General features: G+C 33.0%; 20 protein-coding genes. 17 read left to right on the top strand and 3 right to left on the bottom strand.

Annotated features, from left to right (window positions below):
• Position 1: 1 nt before the first annotated feature.
• The 10 genes from C1S72_RS05725 (at position 2) to rlmN (ending at position 11,146) form a co-directional block, all read left to right on the top strand.
• Complete coding sequence (locus tag C1S72_RS05725; RefSeq protein WP_104734681.1) at positions 2-853, top strand: prephenate dehydrogenase; 852 nt, start codon at positions 2-4, stop codon at positions 851-853.
• Between the two features lie 9 nt (positions 854-862).
• A complete protein-coding gene (locus C1S72_RS05720) occupies positions 863-1,948 on the top strand; it encodes a bifunctional 3-deoxy-7-phosphoheptulonate synthase/chorismate mutase type II (RefSeq protein WP_104734680.1) in 1,086 nt (361 codons plus the stop codon).
• A gap of 21 nt (positions 1,949-1,969) precedes the next feature.
• Complete coding sequence (gene rsgA, locus C1S72_RS05715; RefSeq protein ID WP_104734679.1) at positions 1,970-2,920, top strand: ribosome small subunit-dependent GTPase A; 951 nt, start codon at positions 1,970-1,972, stop codon at positions 2,918-2,920.
• Positions 2,921-2,922: 2 nt separating this feature from the next.
• Positions 2,923-3,375 carry a D-aminoacyl-tRNA deacylase gene (dtd, locus tag C1S72_RS05710; protein WP_104734678.1) on the top strand — a complete coding sequence of 151 codons (453 nt, stop codon included), beginning with the start codon at positions 2,923-2,925 and terminating at the stop codon, positions 3,373-3,375.
• A gap of 69 nt (positions 3,376-3,444) precedes the next feature.
• Positions 3,445-5,349 carry a DUF3857 domain-containing protein gene (locus C1S72_RS05705; protein ID WP_104734677.1) on the top strand — a complete coding sequence of 635 codons (1,905 nt, stop codon included), beginning with the start codon at positions 3,445-3,447 and terminating at the stop codon, positions 5,347-5,349.
• Between the two features lie 9 nt (positions 5,350-5,358).
• A complete protein-coding gene (locus C1S72_RS05700) occupies positions 5,359-7,341 on the top strand; it encodes a transglutaminase domain-containing protein (RefSeq protein WP_104734676.1) in 1,983 nt (660 codons plus the stop codon).
• A 2-nt stretch (positions 7,342-7,343) separates the two neighbouring features.
• Complete coding sequence (locus tag C1S72_RS05695) at positions 7,344-7,673, top strand: nucleotide pyrophosphohydrolase (protein ID WP_104734675.1); 330 nt, start codon at positions 7,344-7,346, stop codon at positions 7,671-7,673.
• Positions 7,673-8,899, top strand: coding sequence for a 3-phosphoshikimate 1-carboxyvinyltransferase (locus tag C1S72_RS05690; protein ID WP_104734674.1), 1,227 nt, complete (start codon positions 7,673-7,675; stop codon positions 8,897-8,899). Before C1S72_RS05695 ends, C1S72_RS05690 begins: the two co-directional genes overlap by 1 nt.
• Positions 8,900-8,991: 92 nt before the next feature.
• Complete coding sequence (queA, locus tag C1S72_RS05685; RefSeq protein WP_104734673.1) at positions 8,992-10,041, top strand: tRNA preQ1(34) S-adenosylmethionine ribosyltransferase-isomerase QueA; 1,050 nt, start codon at positions 8,992-8,994, stop codon at positions 10,039-10,041.
• 64 nt (positions 10,042-10,105) lie between these two features.
• A complete protein-coding gene (gene rlmN / locus C1S72_RS05680) occupies positions 10,106-11,146 on the top strand; it encodes a 23S rRNA (adenine(2503)-C(2))-methyltransferase RlmN (protein ID WP_104734672.1) in 1,041 nt (346 codons plus the stop codon).
• 56 nt (positions 11,147-11,202) lie between these two features.
• Here the strand turns inward: rlmN and C1S72_RS05675 are convergent, their stop codons facing one another.
• Complete coding sequence (locus C1S72_RS05675) at positions 11,203-12,132, bottom strand: T9SS type A sorting domain-containing protein (RefSeq protein ID WP_104734671.1); 930 nt, start codon at positions 12,130-12,132, stop codon at positions 11,203-11,205.
• Between the two features lie 154 nt (positions 12,133-12,286).
• Between C1S72_RS05675 and C1S72_RS05670 the strand changes: the two genes are divergently transcribed.
• From C1S72_RS05670 to dnaG, 5 genes are all read left to right on the top strand, one after another.
• Complete coding sequence (locus C1S72_RS05670) at positions 12,287-13,264, top strand: polyprenyl synthetase family protein (RefSeq protein ID WP_104735799.1); 978 nt, start codon at positions 12,287-12,289, stop codon at positions 13,262-13,264.
• A gap of 62 nt (positions 13,265-13,326) precedes the next feature.
• Positions 13,327-13,902 carry an RNA polymerase sigma factor gene (locus C1S72_RS05665; protein ID WP_230401584.1) on the top strand — a complete coding sequence of 192 codons (576 nt, stop codon included), beginning with the start codon at positions 13,327-13,329 and terminating at the stop codon, positions 13,900-13,902.
• A complete protein-coding gene (locus tag C1S72_RS05660; protein ID WP_104734670.1) occupies positions 13,889-14,668 on the top strand; it encodes a hypothetical protein in 780 nt (259 codons plus the stop codon). The genes C1S72_RS05665 and C1S72_RS05660 overlap by 14 nt, the downstream gene beginning before the upstream one ends.
• A 27-nt stretch (positions 14,669-14,695) precedes the next feature.
• A complete protein-coding gene (locus tag C1S72_RS05655) occupies positions 14,696-15,775 on the top strand; it encodes a coiled-coil domain-containing protein (RefSeq protein ID WP_104734669.1) in 1,080 nt (359 codons plus the stop codon).
• 123 nt (positions 15,776-15,898) lie between these two features.
• Complete coding sequence (dnaG, locus tag C1S72_RS05650; protein ID WP_104734668.1) at positions 15,899-17,857, top strand: DNA primase; 1,959 nt, start codon at positions 15,899-15,901, stop codon at positions 17,855-17,857.
• Here dnaG and C1S72_RS05645 read toward each other — a convergent pair.
• Together C1S72_RS05645 and nadE are read right to left on the bottom strand one after the other, a co-directional pair.
• Positions 17,852-18,478, bottom strand: a complete 627-nt coding sequence (locus C1S72_RS05645) for a response regulator (RefSeq protein ID WP_104734667.1) — start codon at positions 18,476-18,478, stop codon at positions 17,852-17,854. The genes dnaG and C1S72_RS05645 overlap by 6 nt on opposite strands.
• Before the next feature lie 98 nt (positions 18,479-18,576).
• Entirely contained in the window at positions 18,577-19,365 is a 789-nt protein-coding gene (gene nadE, locus C1S72_RS05640; protein ID WP_104734666.1) for an NAD(+) synthase, read from the bottom strand.
• A gap of 86 nt (positions 19,366-19,451) precedes the next feature.
• On the opposite strand from nadE, the gene gldB reads away from it, so the two are divergent.
• Positions 19,452-20,414 carry a gliding motility lipoprotein GldB gene (gldB, locus tag C1S72_RS05635; RefSeq protein WP_104734665.1) on the top strand — a complete coding sequence of 321 codons (963 nt, stop codon included), beginning with the start codon at positions 19,452-19,454 and terminating at the stop codon, positions 20,412-20,414.
• Positions 20,414-20,746, top strand: a complete 333-nt coding sequence (gene gldC, locus C1S72_RS05630; protein ID WP_104734664.1) for a gliding motility protein GldC — start codon at positions 20,414-20,416, stop codon at positions 20,744-20,746. Before gldB ends, gldC begins: the two co-directional genes overlap by 1 nt.
• Positions 20,747-20,768 lie beyond the last annotated feature (22 nt).

The following is a 20,768-nucleotide window of genomic DNA, read 5'->3' as shown; positions in this document are numbered from 1 at the left end:
TATGAAGAATATTTACATAATAGGCGTTGGATTAATTGGAGGCAGTATAGCGAAAGATGTCAAAAAGCTTAACCCCGATTTAATAATTTACGGCATAGATAGTAATGTAAAACATTTAGATGAAGCTATATCACTTGGAGTTATTGACGAAAAAGCAGATTTTAACGACTTGGACAAAGCCGATATTGTCATTGTGTCCATTCCAGTAGATGTCACAGTAGAATTGCTCCCAAAAGTTTTGGACAGGGTTTCAGATGACACGCTAGTAATGGAATCAGGTTCTACTAAAGTAGCTATATGTAACAGTGTAGCGCAGCATCCTAAACGTCGAAATTTTTTGGCAACGCATCCAATTGCCGGAACCGAATTTTCTGGTCCAAAAGCGGCATTGGAAGGCCTATTTAAGGGAAAGACCAACATAATATGTGAAGTGGAAAAAACGGCATTTAAATTACAAGAGCGGGCATTGTCTATTTTTAAAATTATGGGCATGCGTATTCGATATATGAATCCCGAAGCACATGATAAACATATTGCCTATGTATCCCATTTATCACATATCAGTTCGTTTATGTTAGGGAAAACTGTAATTGAAAAAGAAAAGAATGAACGCGATATTTTCGATTTAGCTGGAAGTGGTTTTGCTTCAACAGTACGATTGGCAAAAAGCTCACCAGAAATGTGGACACCTATTTTTAAACAAAACAAAGCAAATGTCATTGAAACCTTGGAAGAGTATATTCAAAATCTAACTGCTTTTAAGGATTTTATTAAAGCTGATAATTTTGAAGAGATTCGCAACGAAATGAAGAATACCAATCATATTAAGGATATTTTAAACGGAATAGAATAAAAAAAGACTATGGAAAATAAAAGAGAATTACGAACGTGGTTAGATAAATTTGGATTAGAGCATCCATTGGTAATTGCAGGGCCTTGTAGTGCAGAAACCGAAGGGCAAGTTTTAAAAATTGCTCATCAATTAAAAGATAGTGATGCAACTGTACTGCGAGCTGGTATTTGGAAACCCAGAACAAGACCAGGAAATTTTGAAGGTGTTGGTGCTTTAGGTCTAAAATGGTTGCAAAAAGCAAAAGAAGAAACAGGTATGCTTATCACTACCGAGGTAGCTAATGCCAACCATGTTGATTTAGCCTTGCAACATGATGTCGATATTTTGTGGATAGGCGCTAGAACGACGGTAAGTCCATTTATTGTACAGGAAATAGCTGAAGCCTTAAAAGGTACAGATAAAACCGTTTTGGTTAAAAACCCAGTTAATCCTGATTTAGCCCTATGGTTAGGAGCTGTTGAACGATTTTATACGGCTAATGTGAAAAACTTAGGGGTTATCCACAGAGGGTTTTCTACCTATGAAAAAACGCGTTACAGAAATAACCCTGAATGGCAATTACCAATAGATTTACAAAATCGTTTTCCAGATTTACCACTTATATTGGATCCTTCACACATTGCTGGTCGTCGCGATATTATTTTTGATTTGTGCCAAACAGCATTAGATTTAAACTATGATGGTTTAATGGTCGAAACACATTTTGATCCTGATAATGCTTGGAGTGATGCTGCACAGCAAATCACACCAAATACCCTTATTCAGTTTATGGACGATTTAAAAATCAGAAAAGAAACAGGGGAGGCAACCGAATTCAAGAATAAAATAAACACCTTGAGGACACAAATAGATGTTATAGACCATCAACTTATAGAAATTCTTGGTAAACGAATGAATGTAGCCGATGAGATTGGGATACTTAAAAAAGCCCATAATGTGGCCGTATTACAAACAAAACGTTGGAATGAAATTTTAGGAAAAATGATTTTACAAGGTGAAGAAAAAAACTTGAGTGAGGAATTTATTCTGCGAGTCTTTAAAGCCGTTCATCAAGAATCTATAAATCATCAGGAGAAGATTATTAATGATAATTAGAAATTTAGCATCTTTGTAGAAATGACTGGAACCGTTTATAAATCTACAGGAAGTTGGTACACCGTGAAAACTGCATTAGGTGCAACATACCAGTGTAGAATAAAAGGGAAATTTCGATTAAAAGATATTAAAAGCACTAATCCTATTGCCGTAGGCGATGTCGTAGATTTTGAACTGGAAACCAAGAATGATGAGGTAACTGGCGTAATTGAATCTATTCATGACCGTGAGAATTATATTGTTAGAAAATCTGTAAACTTATCAAAGCAAACCCATATAATAGCAGCTAATATTGATCAGTTGTTTTTATTGATAACCATAGATAACCCACCAACGTTTACCAGTTTTATTGATCGATTTCTGGTTACGGCACAAGCCTATGATGTTAAAACAATTTTATTGTTCAATAAAATTGATGCGTATTTTGGCGATACTTTAGATGAGGTTAAATATCTAGCACATGTTTATCGTAAAATAGGGTATGAATGTATAGGCATTTCTGCTAAAACGGGTAAAAATATTGATAAGGTAAAAGCTTTAATGAAGGATAAAGTGAGCATGTTTGCTGGACATTCAGGTGTTGGGAAATCTACGCTAGTTAATGCCATTGAACCGTCATTAGATTTAAAAACCAAAGAAATATCCAATCAGCATATGCAAGGTCAGCACACAACAACTTTTGCTGAAATGTTTGATTTAAGTTTTGGTGCTAAAATTATTGATACACCAGGCATAAAAGGATTTGGTGTAGTTGATATGGATAAGGAAGAAGTGGGTGATTATTTTCCAGAATTTTTTGCTTTGAAACAAGACTGCAAGTTTAATAATTGTATTCATATTGATGAACCAAAATGTGCGGTAAAGGAGGCACTTGATAATGATGAAATCGCCTATTCAAGGTATAAGAGCTACGTGCAAATCATTGAAGGAGATGATGAGCATTACCGAACCGATAATTGGGATACCGAGTAAATATGAAAGTAGTCATTCAAAGAGTTTCAAAAGCAAGCGTTACGGTTGAAAATGAGAAAATTGCCAATATTCAAAATGGGCTTTTAATCTTCCTTGGTATTGTTGATGAAGATACTATTGATGACATTAAGTGGTTGACCAATAAAATCGTTAATATGCGAATTTTTCCTGACAATCAAGGTGTTATGAATACATCTATTTTAGATGTTAATGGTGACATTATCGTGGTGAGTCAGTTTACATTGCATGCCAGTACCAAAAAAGGGAATAGACCAAGCTACATTAAAGCAGCCAAACCAGAGGTGGCCATTCCGTTGTATGAGACATTTATTAAACAGCTAGATAATGATTTAGGTAAACAGGTTCAATCTGGTGAATTTGGAGCCGATATGAAAGTAGAATTATTGAATGATGGACCGGTGACAATCATTATTGACTCTAAAGAAAAAGTTTAGGTTAATTTTTTTTACATTCTACCTCAATCTTTTGTAATTAATTTTATTTTTATGGAATAAATTCCAATAATGAGTTCTAGAATTTTTTTTCAATTCATTTTATTTAGCTTCCCTTTTATTTTGTTCTCTCAAGATGAGGATGTCTTTAATGCTTATAATATACCATTAGATTTAAAAAATAAAGCTAATGCCGTTATTCGTTTCAATAGTGAAAAACTCGAAGTAGAAGATTATAATAATGTTTATTACACTAAACGCAGAATCATTACTGTTTTAAATGAATATGGTGATTCTCATGTTAGAGCCTTTATGGGTTACAATAGTAATCGTGTCATAAAAAAAATGGAATGTAGAATTTACGATGTTAATGGAAACCAAATAAAAAAAATTAGAGAAAAAGATTTCAATGACGTTAGTGCTGTTTCAGGAGGGACATTATATTCAGAAAACAGACAAAAATATTTAAACTACACACCTATAAATTATCCATATACTGTGGACTTTGAAGTAGAAGTACTATTCAAATCAACGGCTTTTTTACCAGATTGGATGCCTATCGAAGGATATTATGTTAGTACTCAAGAGTCGCGTTATGAAATCATTAATTCCTCTAGAGTCGATTTGAAAATTAAAACCTCAAATTTTGATGGTTACAAAATTGAAAAATTAGGTGATACATATTTTAAAGCATCTCATTTAAATTCGCTTAAACCAGAAGCTTATGCCCCATCATTTAGAACTTTTGCACCTCATTTACGATTAGCACTTTCTGAATTTGAGATGGAAGGCGTGAGAGGAAGTAACTACGGCTGGAAAGGTTTTGGAATGTGGGTAAATGATCAGTTACTTTCAAATACTTCAGAATTACCTCAAAGTATTAAAGATGAAATTAAAGCATTAACAGCTAATTCAGCTACTGACCTAGAAAAAGCAAAAATCGTCTATGAATATATGCAAAACAAAACACGTTATATCAGTGTTCAGATTGGAATAGGAGGATGGAAGCCTATGTATGCTTCAGATGTTGATAGATTGGGCTATGGAGATTGTAAAGCACTTACAAATTATACTAAAGCATTAATGCAAGAGGTAGGTATAGATTCATATTACACAATTATTTATGGTGATAGAAATATTGTTAATGTAGATAAAGAGTTTTCAGCTACAGAAGGGAATCACGCCATTTTATACTTGCCCTTGGATGGAGAAGATATTTGGTTGGAATGTACTAGTCAAACAAACCCGTTTGGTCATATTGCAAATTTTACGGATGATAGGGACGCCCTTGTAATTACTCCTCAAGGTGGTCAAGTTGTACATACAAGAGTGTATAATTCTAATGATAATTTGCTGAAGACCAATGCGCAAATTACTTTGGATGAAGTTGGAAATATTTCAGCTTCAGTGCAAATGATATCAAATGGTACACAATACAGCACACATGAAAAAGTGATTGGAAAAACAGAAAAGGATAAGGATTTGTATTATAAGGAATATTGGGATTATGTTAATGGATTAACAGTAGGTGAGATCGAAATTATTAACGATAAAACAAAGATTGAATTATCGGAAAACATTCGTGTAGAGGCTTCCAATTATGCGTCAAAATCGGGGAATAGGTTGTTGTTGCAGCCAAATGTTTTTAACAGAGTTATGAAAGCACCACCTAGATATAGTGATAGAAAACATCCCATTGAAGTGGATAGAGGTTTTTTAGATATTGACGAATTTGAAATATCGATTCCAAGTACTTTTGAGGTGGAATCATTGCAGGAAGATGTTAATATAAAAAATCAATTTGGAGAATATTCTTTCTCAATAAAGAAAGTTGAAACTAATAAATTGATATTCAAAAGAAAATTTCTTCTTAAAAAGGGAATTTATAACCAAGAACATTATCAAGATTTTAGAAAATTTTGGCTCGATATTATCAAACATGACAAATCTAAAATGGCTTTAAAACGAAAACAATAAAATTTAAAGATGAAACACATACTAACCATTTTTTTGCTAATAACAATACATTTCAGTTTTGCTCAAAATTTCAAGTTTGGAAAAGTGAGTAAAGAAGAACTTTCAGAAAAAGTTCATCCGTTAGATTCATCGGCACATGCTGCAATTCTTTATAAAAGTTATAAAGTTTATTTTGATTTTCGCGAGAATGAAGGTTTTGTTCAAGTTAATGAAATAGTCGAGCGAATTAAAATTTATGATAAGGATGGCTATGATTATGCAACTCATCAAGTCAGGTTATATGATGAGTCTGCTACAAATAAACAGGAATTAAAAGGCTTGAAAGCCTACACTTACTATCTAGATGGCGGCAAGGTTGAAAAGGATAAATTAAAAAACGAAAGTGTTTTTGAGGAAAAGGTGAATGATTATTGGTCAACGACTAAATTCACTATGCCAAGCATAAACGATGGTGTTGTCATTGAATATGAATACCGGATTGAGTCTCCTTTTTATGGTATTGAAGATATTATTTTGCAATACAATGTACCTATAAATGTATTGGAAGTAGATGTTAGAACACCAGAATATTTTGTTTTCAATAAATTGCTTAATCCAAAATCGACTTTTTATCCCACTATAGAAGAAAACTCAATTTCAAGAACTGAAATTAGAAAGGCAAGTGTAAACAGATCTTCTGCTGATTGGCAATTTCAAGAGAATATTGTTATGATTAATGCTAACAATGTGCCTGCATTAAAGTTAGAACCTTTTACTGATAATATAAATAATTACAGGGCTAAATTAATAATGGAATATGCCTATTTTAAGGGGCCAAATGGACAATCGGAAATCTATGCAACAGATTGGGATCAAGTCGTTAAAAGAATATATGATAGTGAGAGCTTTGGAGGTCAACTTCAAAAAACTAATTATTTTGAAGATGATTTGAATAATATTTTACAAGGAGTTACAGACCCAATGGAGAAAGCTTTCAAAGTATACAACTTTGTTAAGAGTAAGGTTAAACAAAATGATTTTGTTGGATATTCTTCAGACCAAGGAGTGAAACAAGCTTACAAAAGTGGTGAAGGTAATGTAGGAGATATTAATTTGATGTTGGTTGCTATGTTGCGATATGCTGGTCTTAATGCCAATCCTATATTGTTGAGTACACGCAGTAATGGTATTCCAATTGTTGCCACTCGAAAAGGGTTTAATTATGTTATTGCGGCCATAGAAGTGTCAAATGGTTTCATAATGTTGGATGCAACAGATGTTAATGCTTCGCCAAATATTTTGCCGATACACACATTAAATTGGCAGGGTAGAATTGTTAGGGAGCACGGAAGTTCGGCTTGGGTAAACTTATTGCCAAGTGTGAGTTCTAAAGAAGTTACATCAATTAATGCTAAACTAAATGCTGATTTATCTGTTGATGGTAAGGTAAGAACATTGTATTCGAATTATTTAGCTTATAATTTTAGAGATGATTATAAAGGATTAGATGAAGAGTCACATATAGCCCTTTTAGAAAAAGACAAAGGCGATATTGAAATTTCGAATCTAGAATTTACTAATCAATACGAAGTGGAAAAACCAATAACATTTTCTTATGATTATCATGTTGAAAGTGAAATAGAGGAAATAGGTGATAAATTATATTTTTCGCCTATGTTATTCTTTACTCCAAAAGAGAACTTCTTTAAACAAGAAACAAGATCTTACCCTATTGATTTTATTTACCCAATCTCTGAAAAATATACTGTTAATATTATGTTGCCCGAAGGCTATATTGTAGAAAGTTTACCCGAAAGTTCAAAAATTGAATTTAATGGTAACCAAGTAGAATTCTCGTATTTAGCGCGTGAAAATGGTAGTATGCTACAATTCTCAATTAATTTAGATATCAATAAATCATTAATTTTGACAAATGAATATAAACAATTCAAAAAGTTCTTTGAATTTATGATAGAAAAGGAAACAGAAAAAGTTGTGTTGAAAAAAGGCTAATTATGGATATAGAAAACGCGCAAAAAATAGTTGATAATTGGATACAAGAACATGGTGTTCGTTATTTTAATGAACTTACCAACATGGCACAACTAACTGAAGAAGTAGGTGAGGTGGCACGTATTATTGCAAGGCGTTATGGTGAACAGAGTGAAAAGGAAAGTGACAAGGATAAAGACCTAGGAGAAGAATTGGCGGACGTTGTTTTTGTGGTGTTGTGTTTGGCTAACCAAACCGGAATTGATTTGCAAGAAGCTTTTGACAAAAAGATGGCAAAGAAAACTAAACGTGATCACGATAGGCACCACAATAATGATAAGCTAAAAAAATAATGGATATCGTACTCCATAAATCGACCATTTCGAAGCAATCAAATCAAGTTGTAATCACGGGCTCAAAAAGCGAATCCAATAGATTATTGTTGCTACAGGCGCTTTATCCAAATTTAAAAATAAAGAATCTCTCTAATTCAGATGATTCAAGAGTGATGCAAAAGGCACTCCAAAATGATTTAAAAGTTGTTGATGTGCATCATGCAGGTACAGCTATGCGTTTCCTTACTACTTATTTTGCTGTACAGCCCGATAGAAATGTTACCTTGACGGGTTCCGCTAGAATGCAAGAACGACCTATTGCCATTTTGGTAGACGCCTTAAAAAAATTGGGTGCAGATATTGATTATTTAGGGCAAAAAGGATTTCCACCATTAAAAATAAATGGAAAGCTGCTTTCAAATAATGAAGTTGTTTTGAAAGCAGATGTTAGTAGCCAATATATTTCGGCCTTATTACTTATTGCACCAAAACTTGAAAATGGATTGAAATTGACTTTAGAGGGTGATATTACTTCTAGACCATACATAAACATGACCTTAAGTTTATTATCTGAAATGGGTGTCAATGCTACTTTTAAAGATAATATTATTCATGTACGGCATCATGATATAATTAAGGATAAGACCGTTGTAGTTGAAAGTGATTGGTCTTCTGCTTCATATTTTTATAGTTTAGTTGCTTTAAGTCCAACTGGGACAGAAATTAGAATAAAATCTTTTAAAGAAAACAGTATTCAAGGTGACGCAGCTTTAAAAGCTATTTATAATGATTTTGGTGTGAACTCAAATTTTGATAATGATTCTCTGGTTTTAAAAAAAGCTAAAGAACCCTCAAAAGAATTATATGAATATAATTTAGTGAATGCTCCGGATATCGCACAGACCATTGTGGTAACTTGCTTCGCTATAGGAGCTGCCTGCTCGTTAAAAGGACTGCACACGCTTAAAATAAAAGAGACTGATAGATTACTGGCACTTAAAATAGAATTAGGGAAATTGGGAGCGCAAGTTCAGATAACAGATAATACACTCCGTTTGGAGCCGAGTAAAAACATAAACAATCAAGTAGAAATAGATACTTATAATGACCACAGAATGGCTATGGCTTTTGCGCCACTTTGTCTTAAAACTGATATTATTATCAAGGATGCAGAGGTCGTTTCAAAATCATATCCAGATTTTTGGAATGATTTAAAAGCACTTGGTATAAAAGTATCTCAATAATAATTGGTTAAATACTTGACAACCCCTACTTTGAGATTGTATATTTGCAGCCTTTACAAAAACACACATAAATTTTAAATAAATAACAACAAATGAAATTATCACATTTTAATTTTGATCTTCCCGAAGAATTATTAGCCGAATACCCATCTGAAAATAGAGATGAAGCACGATTAATGGTTCTTAACAGAAAGGATCAAACCATAGAACATAAATACTTCAAAGATTTAATTGATTATTTTGATGAAGATGATGTGATGATTTTAAATAACACGAAAGTATTCCCAGCAAGACTTTATGGAAATAAGGAAAAAACTGGTGCTAGGATTGAGGTGTTTTTATTACGAGAGTTAAATGAAGAGCAACGTCTTTGGGATGTGTTGGTTGATCCAGCTCGAAAAATTAGAATTGGTAACAAACTGTATTTTGGAGAAGAAGAATCGTTAGTAGCTGAAGTCATTGATAATACAACCTCTAGAGGTCGTACCTTACGCTTTTTATATGATGGTTCCTACAGAGATTTTAGAGTGAAATTAAATGAACTTGGTCAGACACCATTACCAAAGTATATTAAAAGGGAAGTTGAACCAGAAGATGAAGATAGATACCAAACTATTTTTGCTAAAAATGAAGGTGCTGTAGCTGCTCCAACTGCTGGATTACATTTCTCAAAACACTTATTGAAGCGTTTGGAAATAAAAGGAGTGAATTTTGCAGAAATTACGCTTCATGTAGGTTTAGGAACGTTTAATCCAGTTGAGGTTGAAGATTTGTCTAAACATAAAATGGACAGTGAGGAAATTATTATAAAAACACCTGCCGTTGATACCATCAATACGGCAATAAAAAATAAAAAACGTGTTTGCGCAGTGGGAACAACTGCTATGCGAGCTATTGAAAGTTCAGTGTCCTCAAGTGGTACACTAAATGAATTTGATGGGTGGTCTAACAAATTTATATTTCCACCCTATGAGTTCAGTATTGCAAATTGTATGATTACTAATTTTCATACACCAAAATCAACTCTTTTAATGATGGCTTCTGCTTTTGCAGGACACGATTTTATTAAAAAGGCTTATGATGAAGCCATAAAAGAAAAATATAAGTTTTACAGTTATGGTGATGCCATGCTGATTTTATAAAACAATTATTAAAAAGCCTTGTTTATCAAGGCTTTTTTGTTGCTAATATTATTTTATAGCTTCAATGGAAAACAAAAAAAAAGACATACGTGCATTAACAAAAGAACAACTTCGCGATTTCTTCGTCAGTGAAGGTGATAAAGCTTTTCGTGGTAATCAGGTATATGAATGGCTTTGGCAAAAGTCTGCACATTCTTTTGAGGATATGACTAACATCTCAAGAGAAACTAGATCCATGTTGGAAGCTAATTTTGTTATCAACCATATCAAGGTTGATTCCATGCAAAAGAGTAGTGATGGGACTATCAAGAATGCGGTTAAATTACATGATGGTTTAATTGTGGAGTCAGTATTAATTCCTACCAAAAAAAGAACAACAGCCTGTGTGTCTAGTCAAGTTGGTTGTAGCCTAGATTGTAAATTTTGTGCCACTGCTAGGCTCAAACGTATGCGTAATTTGAATCCTGATGAAATTGTTGATCAAGTTGTTGCTATTGATAAAGAAAGTAGGTTGTATCATAACAAGCCTTTAAGCAATATTGTATTTATGGGAATGGGTGAACCGCTTATGAATTATAATAACGTTTTAAAAGCTATTGATAAAATTACATCTCCAGAAGGTTTGGGAATGTCTCCGAAACGGATTGTTGTCTCAACTTCGGGTGTGCCTAAAATGATAAAAAAAATGGCAGATGATGAGGTTAAGTTTAAACTGGCAGTTTCGCTTCACTCGGCGATTGATGAAGTGCGAACATCCATTATGCCGTTTAATGCGACATTTCCACTTAAAGATTTAAGGGAAGCTTTGGAATATTGGTATGCGAAAACCAAAAACAGAATTACCTATGAATATGTGGTTTGGAAAGGGATTAATGATCAGGATAAAGATATTAAAGCCTTGGTGGAGTTTTGCAAATTCGCACCTAGTAAGGTTAATTTAATTGAGTATAACCCAATTGACGATGGTGTTTTTCAGCAAGCTAATTCAGAAGCTATAGATCGTTACGTTTCAGTTTTAGAGCGCAATAATATCACGGTTACTGTTAGGCGATCTAGGGGGAAAGATATTGATGCTGCATGCGGGCAATTAGCAAATAAAAGTTAAAAAAAAGAGCTAAATTATTGTAGCTCTTTTTTGATTATATAGAAGTTGTTAAGATTTTAATTTTTCACAAATTTCACAGTTTTGATACCTTGTTCAGTTTGAATTTGGGCGAGGTAAACACCTTTCCCATAGGTTGATAAATCAGTAACGTCTAAAGTTGTATTTGTGGTTTTGTTTACAACATTTTTACCTAATATATCATAAATTTTAACTGATGTTATTGCTGAAGAAGATGTAATATTGAAACTATTGCTTTGCGAATCGTAAAAGTGAGAAATTTGATTCTTATTAAAATTATCTACAGATAAATCCTCGTCGTTGGTTCTAAAATTATCCATATAAGCAAATCCTAAAAAGTTGTCATGTACAAATCTTGCACTATCAATATCCCCAACAGTTGCAGTCAAACCAGAGTATATTGAAACATCATTAATAAAGAATTCTACATTAGCACCATCAATTTCAATTCGTGTGTTAAACCAAGTAAGTGGCGTCCAGTCAGCGGTTGTGTCGATTAAATCTACAGTGCCAGTACCATCGTCAACTAGCACAAAAATGTCACCTTCAAAAGTAAATCTAATATAAGTTCTAAAAGAACCTGCAGCTAAATTTGTCAACCCAAATAAATAATCAGAAGTATTGGCAGAATCAAAGGTGTCAATATAAAAATCAGCCGAAAAAGTAGCCATGGTGTTTGGAATTGGAGCTGCATAATCATAGAAACCTCCAACAACAGGATTGGCCTGTCCCGCAAAAGCAGTTTCTTGAACTATTTTTAGACTTAAAGTACCATCTGATGCCTGCTCATTTGAGATAACCTGGTTTTCAACATTGCAACCATCACCACAACCAGTGGAAGTCCAACCAACTTGATTGTGAATATCACCAAGTGCAAAACCTTCTGATGTTTCGAAAGAAATAGTTTGTTGTGAATACATGCATAAACTAAAAGATAAGCATATAAGCAGTGAAGTAATTTTTTTCATAAATGTTTAGTTTAGAGTTAAATATGTATCAAGTTACAAATTTTTTTTTGCTCATTTTAATTTTTAACATATCAATCGGGACTATTTTTATTTGAGTTATGTTATCACTGGCTTTTTTAGTACGTTTGTTTATCCGTTTTTTAGAATCTCATTTTTGAAAATTGTAGAACAAATAAAGCAGCCTGTTGCCTATGAAATGGAACTTTTCGAACAAAAGTTCCAATTGTCAATGTCTTCTAAAGTGGCTCTGTTAAATCGCATTACGCACTACATTGTAAATAGAAAGGGTAAGCAAATGCGCCCTATGTTCGTTTTTTTAGTAGCCAAAATGGTTGCCAACGGAGAAGTAAGCGAACGAACTTATCGAGGCGCATCAGTTATTGAGCTTATTCATACAGCGACATTGGTTCACGATGATGTAGTCGACGATAGTAACAGACGTCGTGGATTTTTTTCAATCAATGCTTTGTGGAAAAATAAAATAGCTGTTTTGGTAGGTGATTATTTATTGTCCAAGGGGTTATTACTTTCTATAGATAATAATGATTTTGATTTATTGAAAATTATTTCAATAGCCGTTAGGGAAATGAGCGAAGGTGAGTTACTGCAAATTGAGAAAGCTAGAAAACTAGATATTACTGAAGCCGTATACTACGAGATTATTCGTCAAAAAACAGCGACATTAATTGCAGCGTGCTGCAGTTTAGGTGCTGCTTCTGTAAAACCTGATTCTTCAGATATTGAAAAGATGAGAAAGTTTGGAGAGTTAATTGGGATGGCATTTCAAATTAAGGATGATTTGTTTGATTATGGTGAAGAAAAAATTGGTAAGCCAACAGGTATAGACATTAAAGAGCAAAAAATGACGTTACCTTTAATACATGTTCTCAATCAAGCTTCTAAAAAAGAAAAAAATTGGCTTATTAATTCCATAAAAAATCATAATAAGGATAAAACACGAGTAAAAGAAGTGATTGCTTTTGTTAAAGCGAATAATGGATTGGAATACGCCGTTAATAAGATGAAGGCTTTTCAAGCTGAAGCGCTAAATATTCTTGAAACTTACCCAGAATCTACATATAAATCATCTTTAAAGTTGATGGTTAATTACGTGATAGAACGTAAAAAATAATTTTTTTTCATATCCAGGCAACCATTTGCATCATAATTGCGTCTTTATAAATAGAAAGTCTAATGAAAGCTATTTTGAAGGTTATTCAACTTTATAAAAATAACAACGAACTTATCAGTAAAGCTGTAAAGGGAAATCGTGATGCGCAAAATAGACTTTATGAAGTTCATGCGCCAAAAATGTTAAGTGTTTGTCGTTATTACATAAAAGATTTGCAACAAGCAGAAGAAGCTATGCTTAATGGTTTTTTTAAAGCATTTACCAATCTTAAAAAATTTGAGGACAAAGGTAGTTTTGAAGGTTGGTTACGAAAAATAATGGTAAGAGAGTCCATATCTTTTTTAAGAGCTCAAAAACGAGTTGAATTCCTCGAAGAGAACATAATTACCTCAAAAGATTTTTCTAATGATATTGAGAGTAATATGGAAGTTGCAGAAATTCAAAGTCTAATTGATGCTTTGCCTGAAGGATATAAAATGGTTTTTGTTCTGTATGCTATTGAAGGTTATAAACATTTTGAAATAGCAGAAATACTAAACATTTCAGAAGGGACTTCAAAATCACAATTGTTTAAGGCAAGACACGTTTTGCAAAAACAAATTAATGAATTAAACAGTCAGAATTATGGCACCAATTAAGTTTGAAGAACATATAAAGGATAGGTTAGAAAAGCGAACTTTAAAGCCTAATCCCAAATCATGGGATGCGCTTTCAAAGAAACTAGATGAACATGAAAGTAAAAAATCAAATAAATTATTTTGGTACGTTGGCATTGCAGCCAGTATTATCGGTATTTTATTTGTCGCGAATAGCTTGTTGTTCAATACACCAGTAAAAATTGATGAAAATCTACCACAAGTAGTTGATGGCGAAAAGATTCCTTTTGATAATGAAAAATTAGATACTAAACTGGTTGAAACTCCTGTTTTAGAAGATCATCCAGAACATTCTAATAATCATGAATCTGCTAATGAATTAACATCAGATTCGAAAAAGGTTTCAAAGAACACCACTCAAAGACAAAACCGTATTAAAGCGGATGCTAAAACCAATAATTTGGCTCAAAATCAAAACAGTCAACATGTTTTGAATACTGCTTTTGATTTCGAACAAATAGGTGTTGAAAAGACAGACAATACATTTGAATTAGTTCAAGAATCCGTTGCAAATAGTACTGAAAAAGTAGTTGTAAACCAATCAGATTTAGATTCTGAAATTGAAAAACTTCTAAATGAAGCTCAAACGACGCTAACAGCAACAAATAATACAAAAACTATAGATGCCAATACACTTTTACAAGATGTCGAGAACGATTTGGATCAATCATTTAAAAATAAAGTTTTTGAAGCTTTAAAAACCAATTTCAAAAAAGTAAAAACAGCGGTTGCAGACCGTAATAATTAAAATCATCAATTAAAAAAACAAACAGTTATGCAAAATTTTACCAGATTTCTAGTAGTCATCGTACTAGTATTTGCAGTACAAAGAATTACTGCGCAAGAAGATTTAAACAAAGACAAAATTGAAGAGTTAAAATCTCAAAAAGAATTTGTAGAGAGCAATGAAAAAGAGGCTCTTAAAAAAGGCGTAGAGGCAATTAATGAGCGCTTGGATAATAATGAAATTACTTTGGAAGAAGCCACTGAACTTAAAAAAGAATTGGCTGAAAAGTATGCGCTTAATATTGAAAACAGATTGGCTATTATTGATAACCGGATAGCATTGTTGGAGCGAAATGAGCAGGTGAATTATGATACGGGAGCCAATTTGGAAAGTTTTGTCCTTGAGATTGGTAAGAATGAAGACTCTGATGAATATGATATAGGAAGCATTTATATTGGTCCTAACCATAAGCGTAAACCACGTGTGTATGACAGGCGTACAACAAGTGATTTAGTATTTGCAATTGGTTTTAATAATGCTATTATTGAGGGGCAATCACTTAACGATTCACCATATAAAATTGGAGGTTCAGGGTTTGTTGAGTTAGGATGGGCATGGAAAACTCGAGTATTCAAAAATTCTAACGCCATGCGTATTAAGTATGGTTTGTCATTCCAATGGAATAAGCTTGATATAAAAGATAACTTGTATTTTACTGAGGCTGATGATGTGGTTACATTGGAAGAGTATCCATTAAATCTAAAAAAATCAAAATTTAGAACGACTAATTTAGTGATTCCTATACATTTTGAATTTGGACCCTCCAAAAAAATTGAACGAGAGGATTATTTTAGATATTCAACCTATAAGAAATTCAAAATAGGTGTTGGTGGGTATGGTGGCTTTGTTCTTCAATCGTTACAAAAGCTTAAGTATGATGAAGATGGTCAAAAACAGAAAGATAAGTTTAAGGATTATAACACCAATAACTTTGTATATGGAATAAGTAGTTATATTTCTTGGGGAAATGTAGGTATTTATGCAAAATATGATTTATCAACCATATTTAAGGACCAAGCTATTGATCAAAACAACATATCATTAGGTTTACGTTTTGATATGGACTAGTGTTAATTATATTGAATTGGTTAAAAAGGCTTCAAGTATTTTTGAGGCCTTTTTTCATGGAACTATTAATTTTAAATACAAGAAGATTGTATTACTTTTACGGTTACATAATTATCGCCAATCTTGATATCAAAATCCACCATAGACCAAGTTTTTGAAACTTCCCGAGTAGAGGAAGTCATTGGTGATTTTGTACAGCTTAAAAAATCGGGTAGTAATTTCAAAGGGTTAAGTCCTTTTAGCGATGAACGTTCGCCAAGTTTTATGGTTTCGCCCGTAAAGCAAATCTGGAAAGATTTTTCAAGTGGTAAAGGTGGCAACGTGGTTGCTTTTTTAATGGAACATGAGCATTTCACCTATCCTGAAGCTATAAAATATTTAGCAAAAAAATATAATATAGAAGTAGAGGAAACTGAACAATCCAACGAGGAAAAAGAACAAGCCAATGAACGTGAGAGCTTATATTTAGTTAGTGAATACGCAAGTAAATATTTTCAAAACATCTTGCATAAAACAGATCAGGGAAAAGCCATTGGATTAAGTTATTTTAAAGAACGAGGTTTTACAGAAGAAACTATTAAAAAATTTAATTTAGGTTACTCTCTCGGTGAATGGCAAGCATTTACTGACGATGCTTTAAAAAAAGGATACCAGTTGGAATATCTTGAAAAAACAGGATTGACCATTGTAAAAGAAGAGAAACGTTTTGATCGATTTAAAGGTCGCGTGATGTTCCCTATTCAGAGTATGAGTGGGCGCGTGCTAGGATTTGGAGGACGTATTTTAACGAATGACAAAAAAGCAGCCAAATACCTTAATTCACCCGAAAGTGATATTTATCAAAAAAGTAAAGTGTTATACGGTATTTACCATGCTAAACAAAGTATAGCCAAAGAGGATAATTGCTATTTGGTTGAAGGTTATACTGACGTGATTCAGCTGTATCAATCAGGTATTAAGAACGTTGTTTCCTCTTCAGGAACAGCATTAACTCCAGAACAAATTCGGCTTATAAACAGGCTTACCAAAAACATAACCGTTTTGTTTGATGGTGATGCAGCTGGCCTGCGAGCGTCATTGCGAGGTATTGATTTGATATTAGAACAAGGTATGAATGTAAAGGTTTGTACCTTTCCAGATGGTGAAGATCCTGATAGTTTTGCAAAAAACAATAGCCTAGAAGAAATTACAGTCTATTTAGATGAGCATGCTCAAGATTTTATTCAATTTAAGGCTTCATTATTGTTTGAATTTTCAAAAAATGACCCTATCAAAAAGGCTGAAACGGTAAGGGACATTGTAAACAGTATTGCCAAAATACCTGATCGAATAAAAAAGGAAATTTACATTCAGGAATGTGCACGAATAATGGACATAAGTGAAGACGTACTTTTTAGTACCCTTGCTCAAATTGATAAAAAAGAGTTTCAAGAAAGTAACAGACAATATAAACAAGATCGAAAAGCGTTTGAGGTTATAAAACACAAACAGCCTGTTAAAAAAGTTGATATTCAGTATGAATTGGAGCGAAAAATCATTCAAATCCTATTATTGTATGGGAGTGAAAAGGAGGAATTTGAAGATTTGATTTTAAAGGAAAATGATAAAAATGAGTTGGTTTTAGAACCAGTAAAACATGAAGCCAAAGTATTTGAGAAAATCTATTTGGATTTACAAGATGATGAAATGCAATTTTCAAACGAACGCTTTAGAGAATTGTATTATACAATTATTGATACATTAAATCAAAAGCCAGATTTTGCCATTGAAAACTTCATAAACACAGTAGAGCCTGAAATAGCAAGTGAAATTACGACTATTTTGATGGAGGATGAGCGTTACACGCTTGCAAACTGGGAGCGAAAAAATATATATCCAAAGGAAAAGCAACACTCTATATCACAACTGGTAAGCGAAACAATTTTAAGTTTACGTTGTTACTTGATTGAGCAAAAAGTAGTCGAGTTTAAGCAGGAAACATTAGAGTCTAAAAATGTAGTAAATAAGAATATTCTAGAAGAAGTAAAAGATTATTCTAGTTTAAAAATGTTACTTTCAAGAAAACTGAATAGGGTGTTATAATTCCAATAGTTTCGCACGGCTTATTAAATCAACAATATTATTGACATTCAATTTTTTCATTAATCGCGCTTTGTAGGTACTCACCGTTTTTTCGTTGATATTTAATTCGTGGGCAACTTCCTTATTTTTTCTCCCAGATGATAATAACTTTAAGACTTCAATTTCTCTAGTAGAAAGTTTTTTGTAAACAGAACCTGAACGGGTCACACGCCTGCCAAGTGTCATTTGTTGTGCGATATCATTACTTAAATAAGTGCCTCCTTCGTGTACCTTTAAAATAGCTTCTTTAAGTGTGATAATATTCGCGGCTTTGTTGAGGTATCCATCAGCACCAGCTTTGATGGTATTGATAGCATAAATTTCTTCTGGTTGCGAAGTAAACATAATGGTTTTTACTTCAGGGTGTTCTCGTTTTAAGCGTCTTAACGCTGTAATACCATTCAATTTAGGTAAGTCAATTTCACAAAGAATAATATCGATTCTATGTTCTTTCAAAAAGTCAAAAATAGCTTCGCCATTATCTACACCACCAATAACTTGAATATGTGGTGAAGTAACAAAAAGTAATTCTAGACCTTTTCTTACAATTGGGTGGCTATCGGCAACCAACAGTTTAATCATAACTTGAGAGTTTTAGACGTTTTTCACTGTTGAGGCAAAACGAGTATTTAGCAAATACACTTTAGTAAAGATAAGAAATTCAATATGAATTTGTGTAATTATTTTAAATTCTTTGGTATTTCACAAATAGGAATGGGTACCATCTTATGTTTGTTGGATGAATTAAAACGTTTATAAATTTCAAATACTTCTTTTTTTCTCCCTTCAAAATCAGATGATGTATGCCCTAAATCAGCCATTTTCATAGCCCATTCTAATTCAGGGTAAGAAGCACCAATTTGATCTTCATCGCTTCTTGCATCACCAAACAACCCATCACTTGGTGCAGCCTTCATAATGGAATCAGGTACTTTTAAAACATCACCGAGTTTGTAAACTTCAGATTTTAACAAATCGGCTATTGGGCTTAAATCCACACCACCATCACCATATTTGGTGTAAAAGCCTACTCCAAAATCTTCGACTTTGTTTCCTGTTCCAGCCACCAATAATTTCTGTAGACCAGCATAATAATACAAAGTTGTCATTCGCAAACGTGCACGCGTATTGGCCAAAGCCATATCTACGGTCGCTTGAGTGCCTTCTAGAGAAATTTCAGTTTTAAATTCTTCAAAAACAGGTGTCAAATCGGCTCTTATATCACGTACGTTATCAAAACGTGTTTTCAATTGTTGTATATGTTCTTGAGCGCGACTTACATGGCTCTCTGCTTGATGTATTGGCATTTCAATACATAATACGTCCAAACCAGTTTTAGCACATAACGTTGAGGTTACGGCAGAGTCAATTCCACCAGATATTCCCACAACAAATCCATTGACTTTTGCGTTAGTTGCATAATCTTTAAGCCAATTTACTATATAATCAATAATTTTTTCCGTTTGCATTTTAATGAATTTTTTAATCAAAGTAATGTACCTTTGCCCTACAAAAATAAATCCCTAAAGTAAATAAAATAAAAAACATTCAATAAATGATTAGGTATTTAAACATAGTTATTTTGGTAATACTATTAGTGTCCTGTAATGAAGGAAATAAAAATGAAGAAGCCATAAATGCTATTGATATTGATTTTGTCGTTGAACGTTTTGATAAAGCTTTTGGTGAAGCCAATGCAAGTGATTTACCACAATTAAAAGGTGCTTACCCATTTATGTTTCCTAAACATTATGATGACAACTTTTGGATTGATAGAATGAATGATTCATTACAGCAAGAATTGGTGAACGAAAGTATTGAGGCTTTTGAAGATTTTTCGAAAGAGAAAGATGATATCACGCAGCTTTTCCAACACTTAAAATACTATTTTCCAGAGTTTGAAACGCCGAGAGTTATCACAACTACGTCATCTGTTGATTATAGAAATAAAGTAATTGTTACGGATACTATTGTTTTAATATCTATTGACACATATTTAGGGAAAGATCATAAGTTTTACCAAGGCATTCAGAATTATTTACGACAAAATTTTGAAAGTGATCAAATCGTCGTTGACATGGCCAAAGCTTATGCTGAAAAATATAGTTTTCAAACTAATAGAAAAACGTTGCTTGATGAAATGATTTATTTTGGAAAACTACTATATTTTAAAGATATCATGATTCCCTTTAAAACTGATGCAGAAAAAATTGGCTACACTCAAGAGCAGCTGGATTGGGCTGAAGCAAATGAGTTTTTTATATGGAATCATTTTATGGATAAAGAACTTTTATATAGTACAGATCCTAAGCTCTCATCACGATTTATAAATCCTGCACCTTTTTCAAAGTTTTATCTAGAATTGATTGATAAGGAATCACCAGGAAGAATAGGTCAGTACATAGGTTGGCAAATTGTAAAATCATATATGAAAAATAATGATGTGACATTGAAAGATATGTTAGGTAAAGAAGCGACCGAAATTTTTAATAATGCTAAGTTTAAACCCAGAAAGTAATGGCAAATATAAAATCGACGATAGAATTGACTGTGGAGTTAGATGAAAATCGTGTTCCGGAAAAACTGAATTGGACAGCTCAAGATGGCGGTATTAATAATGAGGAGGCAAAAGCCATGCTCTTATCAGTTTGGGATCATAAAACACAAGAGACGTTGCGTATAGATTTGTGGACAAAGGATATGCCAGTTGATGAAATGAAAGTTTTTTTTCATCAAACATTGGTGGCTATGAGTGATACATTTCATAAAGCGACACAAGATGAAAAAATGACAGCTACAATGAAGGATTTCTGTGATTATTTTGCTGAAAAATTAGAATTAAAAAAATAAAAAGACCTGTTCTACAGGTCCT

It is taken from the genome of Hanstruepera ponticola (genome assembly GCF_002940745.1).
Classification (GTDB): Bacteria; Bacteroidota; Bacteroidia; order Flavobacteriales; family Flavobacteriaceae; genus Hanstruepera; species Hanstruepera ponticola.
The sequence above is the reverse complement of the archived record's forward strand: the minus strand, read 5'-3'. Positions and strand labels throughout refer to the sequence as shown.

Excerpts from the sequence above, each read along its gene's own strand:
- rsgA (WP_104734679.1), top strand. The coding sequence starts at position 1,970 with ATGACTGGAACCGTTTATAAATCTACAGGAAGTTGGTACACCGTGAAA.
- gldB (WP_104734665.1), top strand. The coding sequence starts at position 19,452 with ATGATTAGGTATTTAAACATAGTTATTTTGGTAATACTATTAGTGTCC.
- C1S72_RS05665 (WP_230401584.1), top strand. The coding sequence starts at position 13,327 with ATGAAAGCTATTTTGAAGGTTATTCAACTTTATAAAAATAACAACGAA.
- C1S72_RS05705 (WP_104734677.1), top strand. The coding sequence starts at position 3,445 with ATGAGTTCTAGAATTTTTTTTCAATTCATTTTATTTAGCTTCCCTTTT.
- C1S72_RS05690 (WP_104734674.1), top strand. The coding sequence starts at position 7,673 with ATGGATATCGTACTCCATAAATCGACCATTTCGAAGCAATCAAATCAA.
- queA (WP_104734673.1), top strand. The coding sequence starts at position 8,992 with ATGAAATTATCACATTTTAATTTTGATCTTCCCGAAGAATTATTAGCC.
- C1S72_RS05660 (WP_104734670.1), top strand. The coding sequence starts at position 13,889 with ATGGCACCAATTAAGTTTGAAGAACATATAAAGGATAGGTTAGAAAAG.
- C1S72_RS05645 (WP_104734667.1), bottom strand. The coding sequence starts at position 18,478 with ATGATTAAACTGTTGGTTGCCGATAGCCACCCAATTGTAAGAAAAGGT.
- gldC (WP_104734664.1), top strand. The coding sequence starts at position 20,414 with ATGGCAAATATAAAATCGACGATAGAATTGACTGTGGAGTTAGATGAA.
- C1S72_RS05695 (WP_104734675.1), top strand. The coding sequence starts at position 7,344 with ATGGATATAGAAAACGCGCAAAAAATAGTTGATAATTGGATACAAGAA.
- C1S72_RS05675 (WP_104734671.1), bottom strand. The coding sequence starts at position 12,132 with ATGAAAAAAATTACTTCACTGCTTATATGCTTATCTTTTAGTTTATGC.
- C1S72_RS05720 (WP_104734680.1), top strand. The coding sequence starts at position 863 with ATGGAAAATAAAAGAGAATTACGAACGTGGTTAGATAAATTTGGATTA.
- C1S72_RS05700 (WP_104734676.1), top strand. The coding sequence starts at position 5,359 with ATGAAACACATACTAACCATTTTTTTGCTAATAACAATACATTTCAGT.
- C1S72_RS05655 (WP_104734669.1), top strand. The coding sequence starts at position 14,696 with ATGCAAAATTTTACCAGATTTCTAGTAGTCATCGTACTAGTATTTGCA.
- dtd (WP_104734678.1), top strand. The coding sequence starts at position 2,923 with ATGAAAGTAGTCATTCAAAGAGTTTCAAAAGCAAGCGTTACGGTTGAA.
- C1S72_RS05725 (WP_104734681.1), top strand. The coding sequence starts at position 2 with ATGAAGAATATTTACATAATAGGCGTTGGATTAATTGGAGGCAGTATA.
- rlmN (WP_104734672.1), top strand. The coding sequence starts at position 10,106 with ATGGAAAACAAAAAAAAAGACATACGTGCATTAACAAAAGAACAACTT.
- nadE (WP_104734666.1), bottom strand. The coding sequence starts at position 19,365 with ATGCAAACGGAAAAAATTATTGATTATATAGTAAATTGGCTTAAAGAT.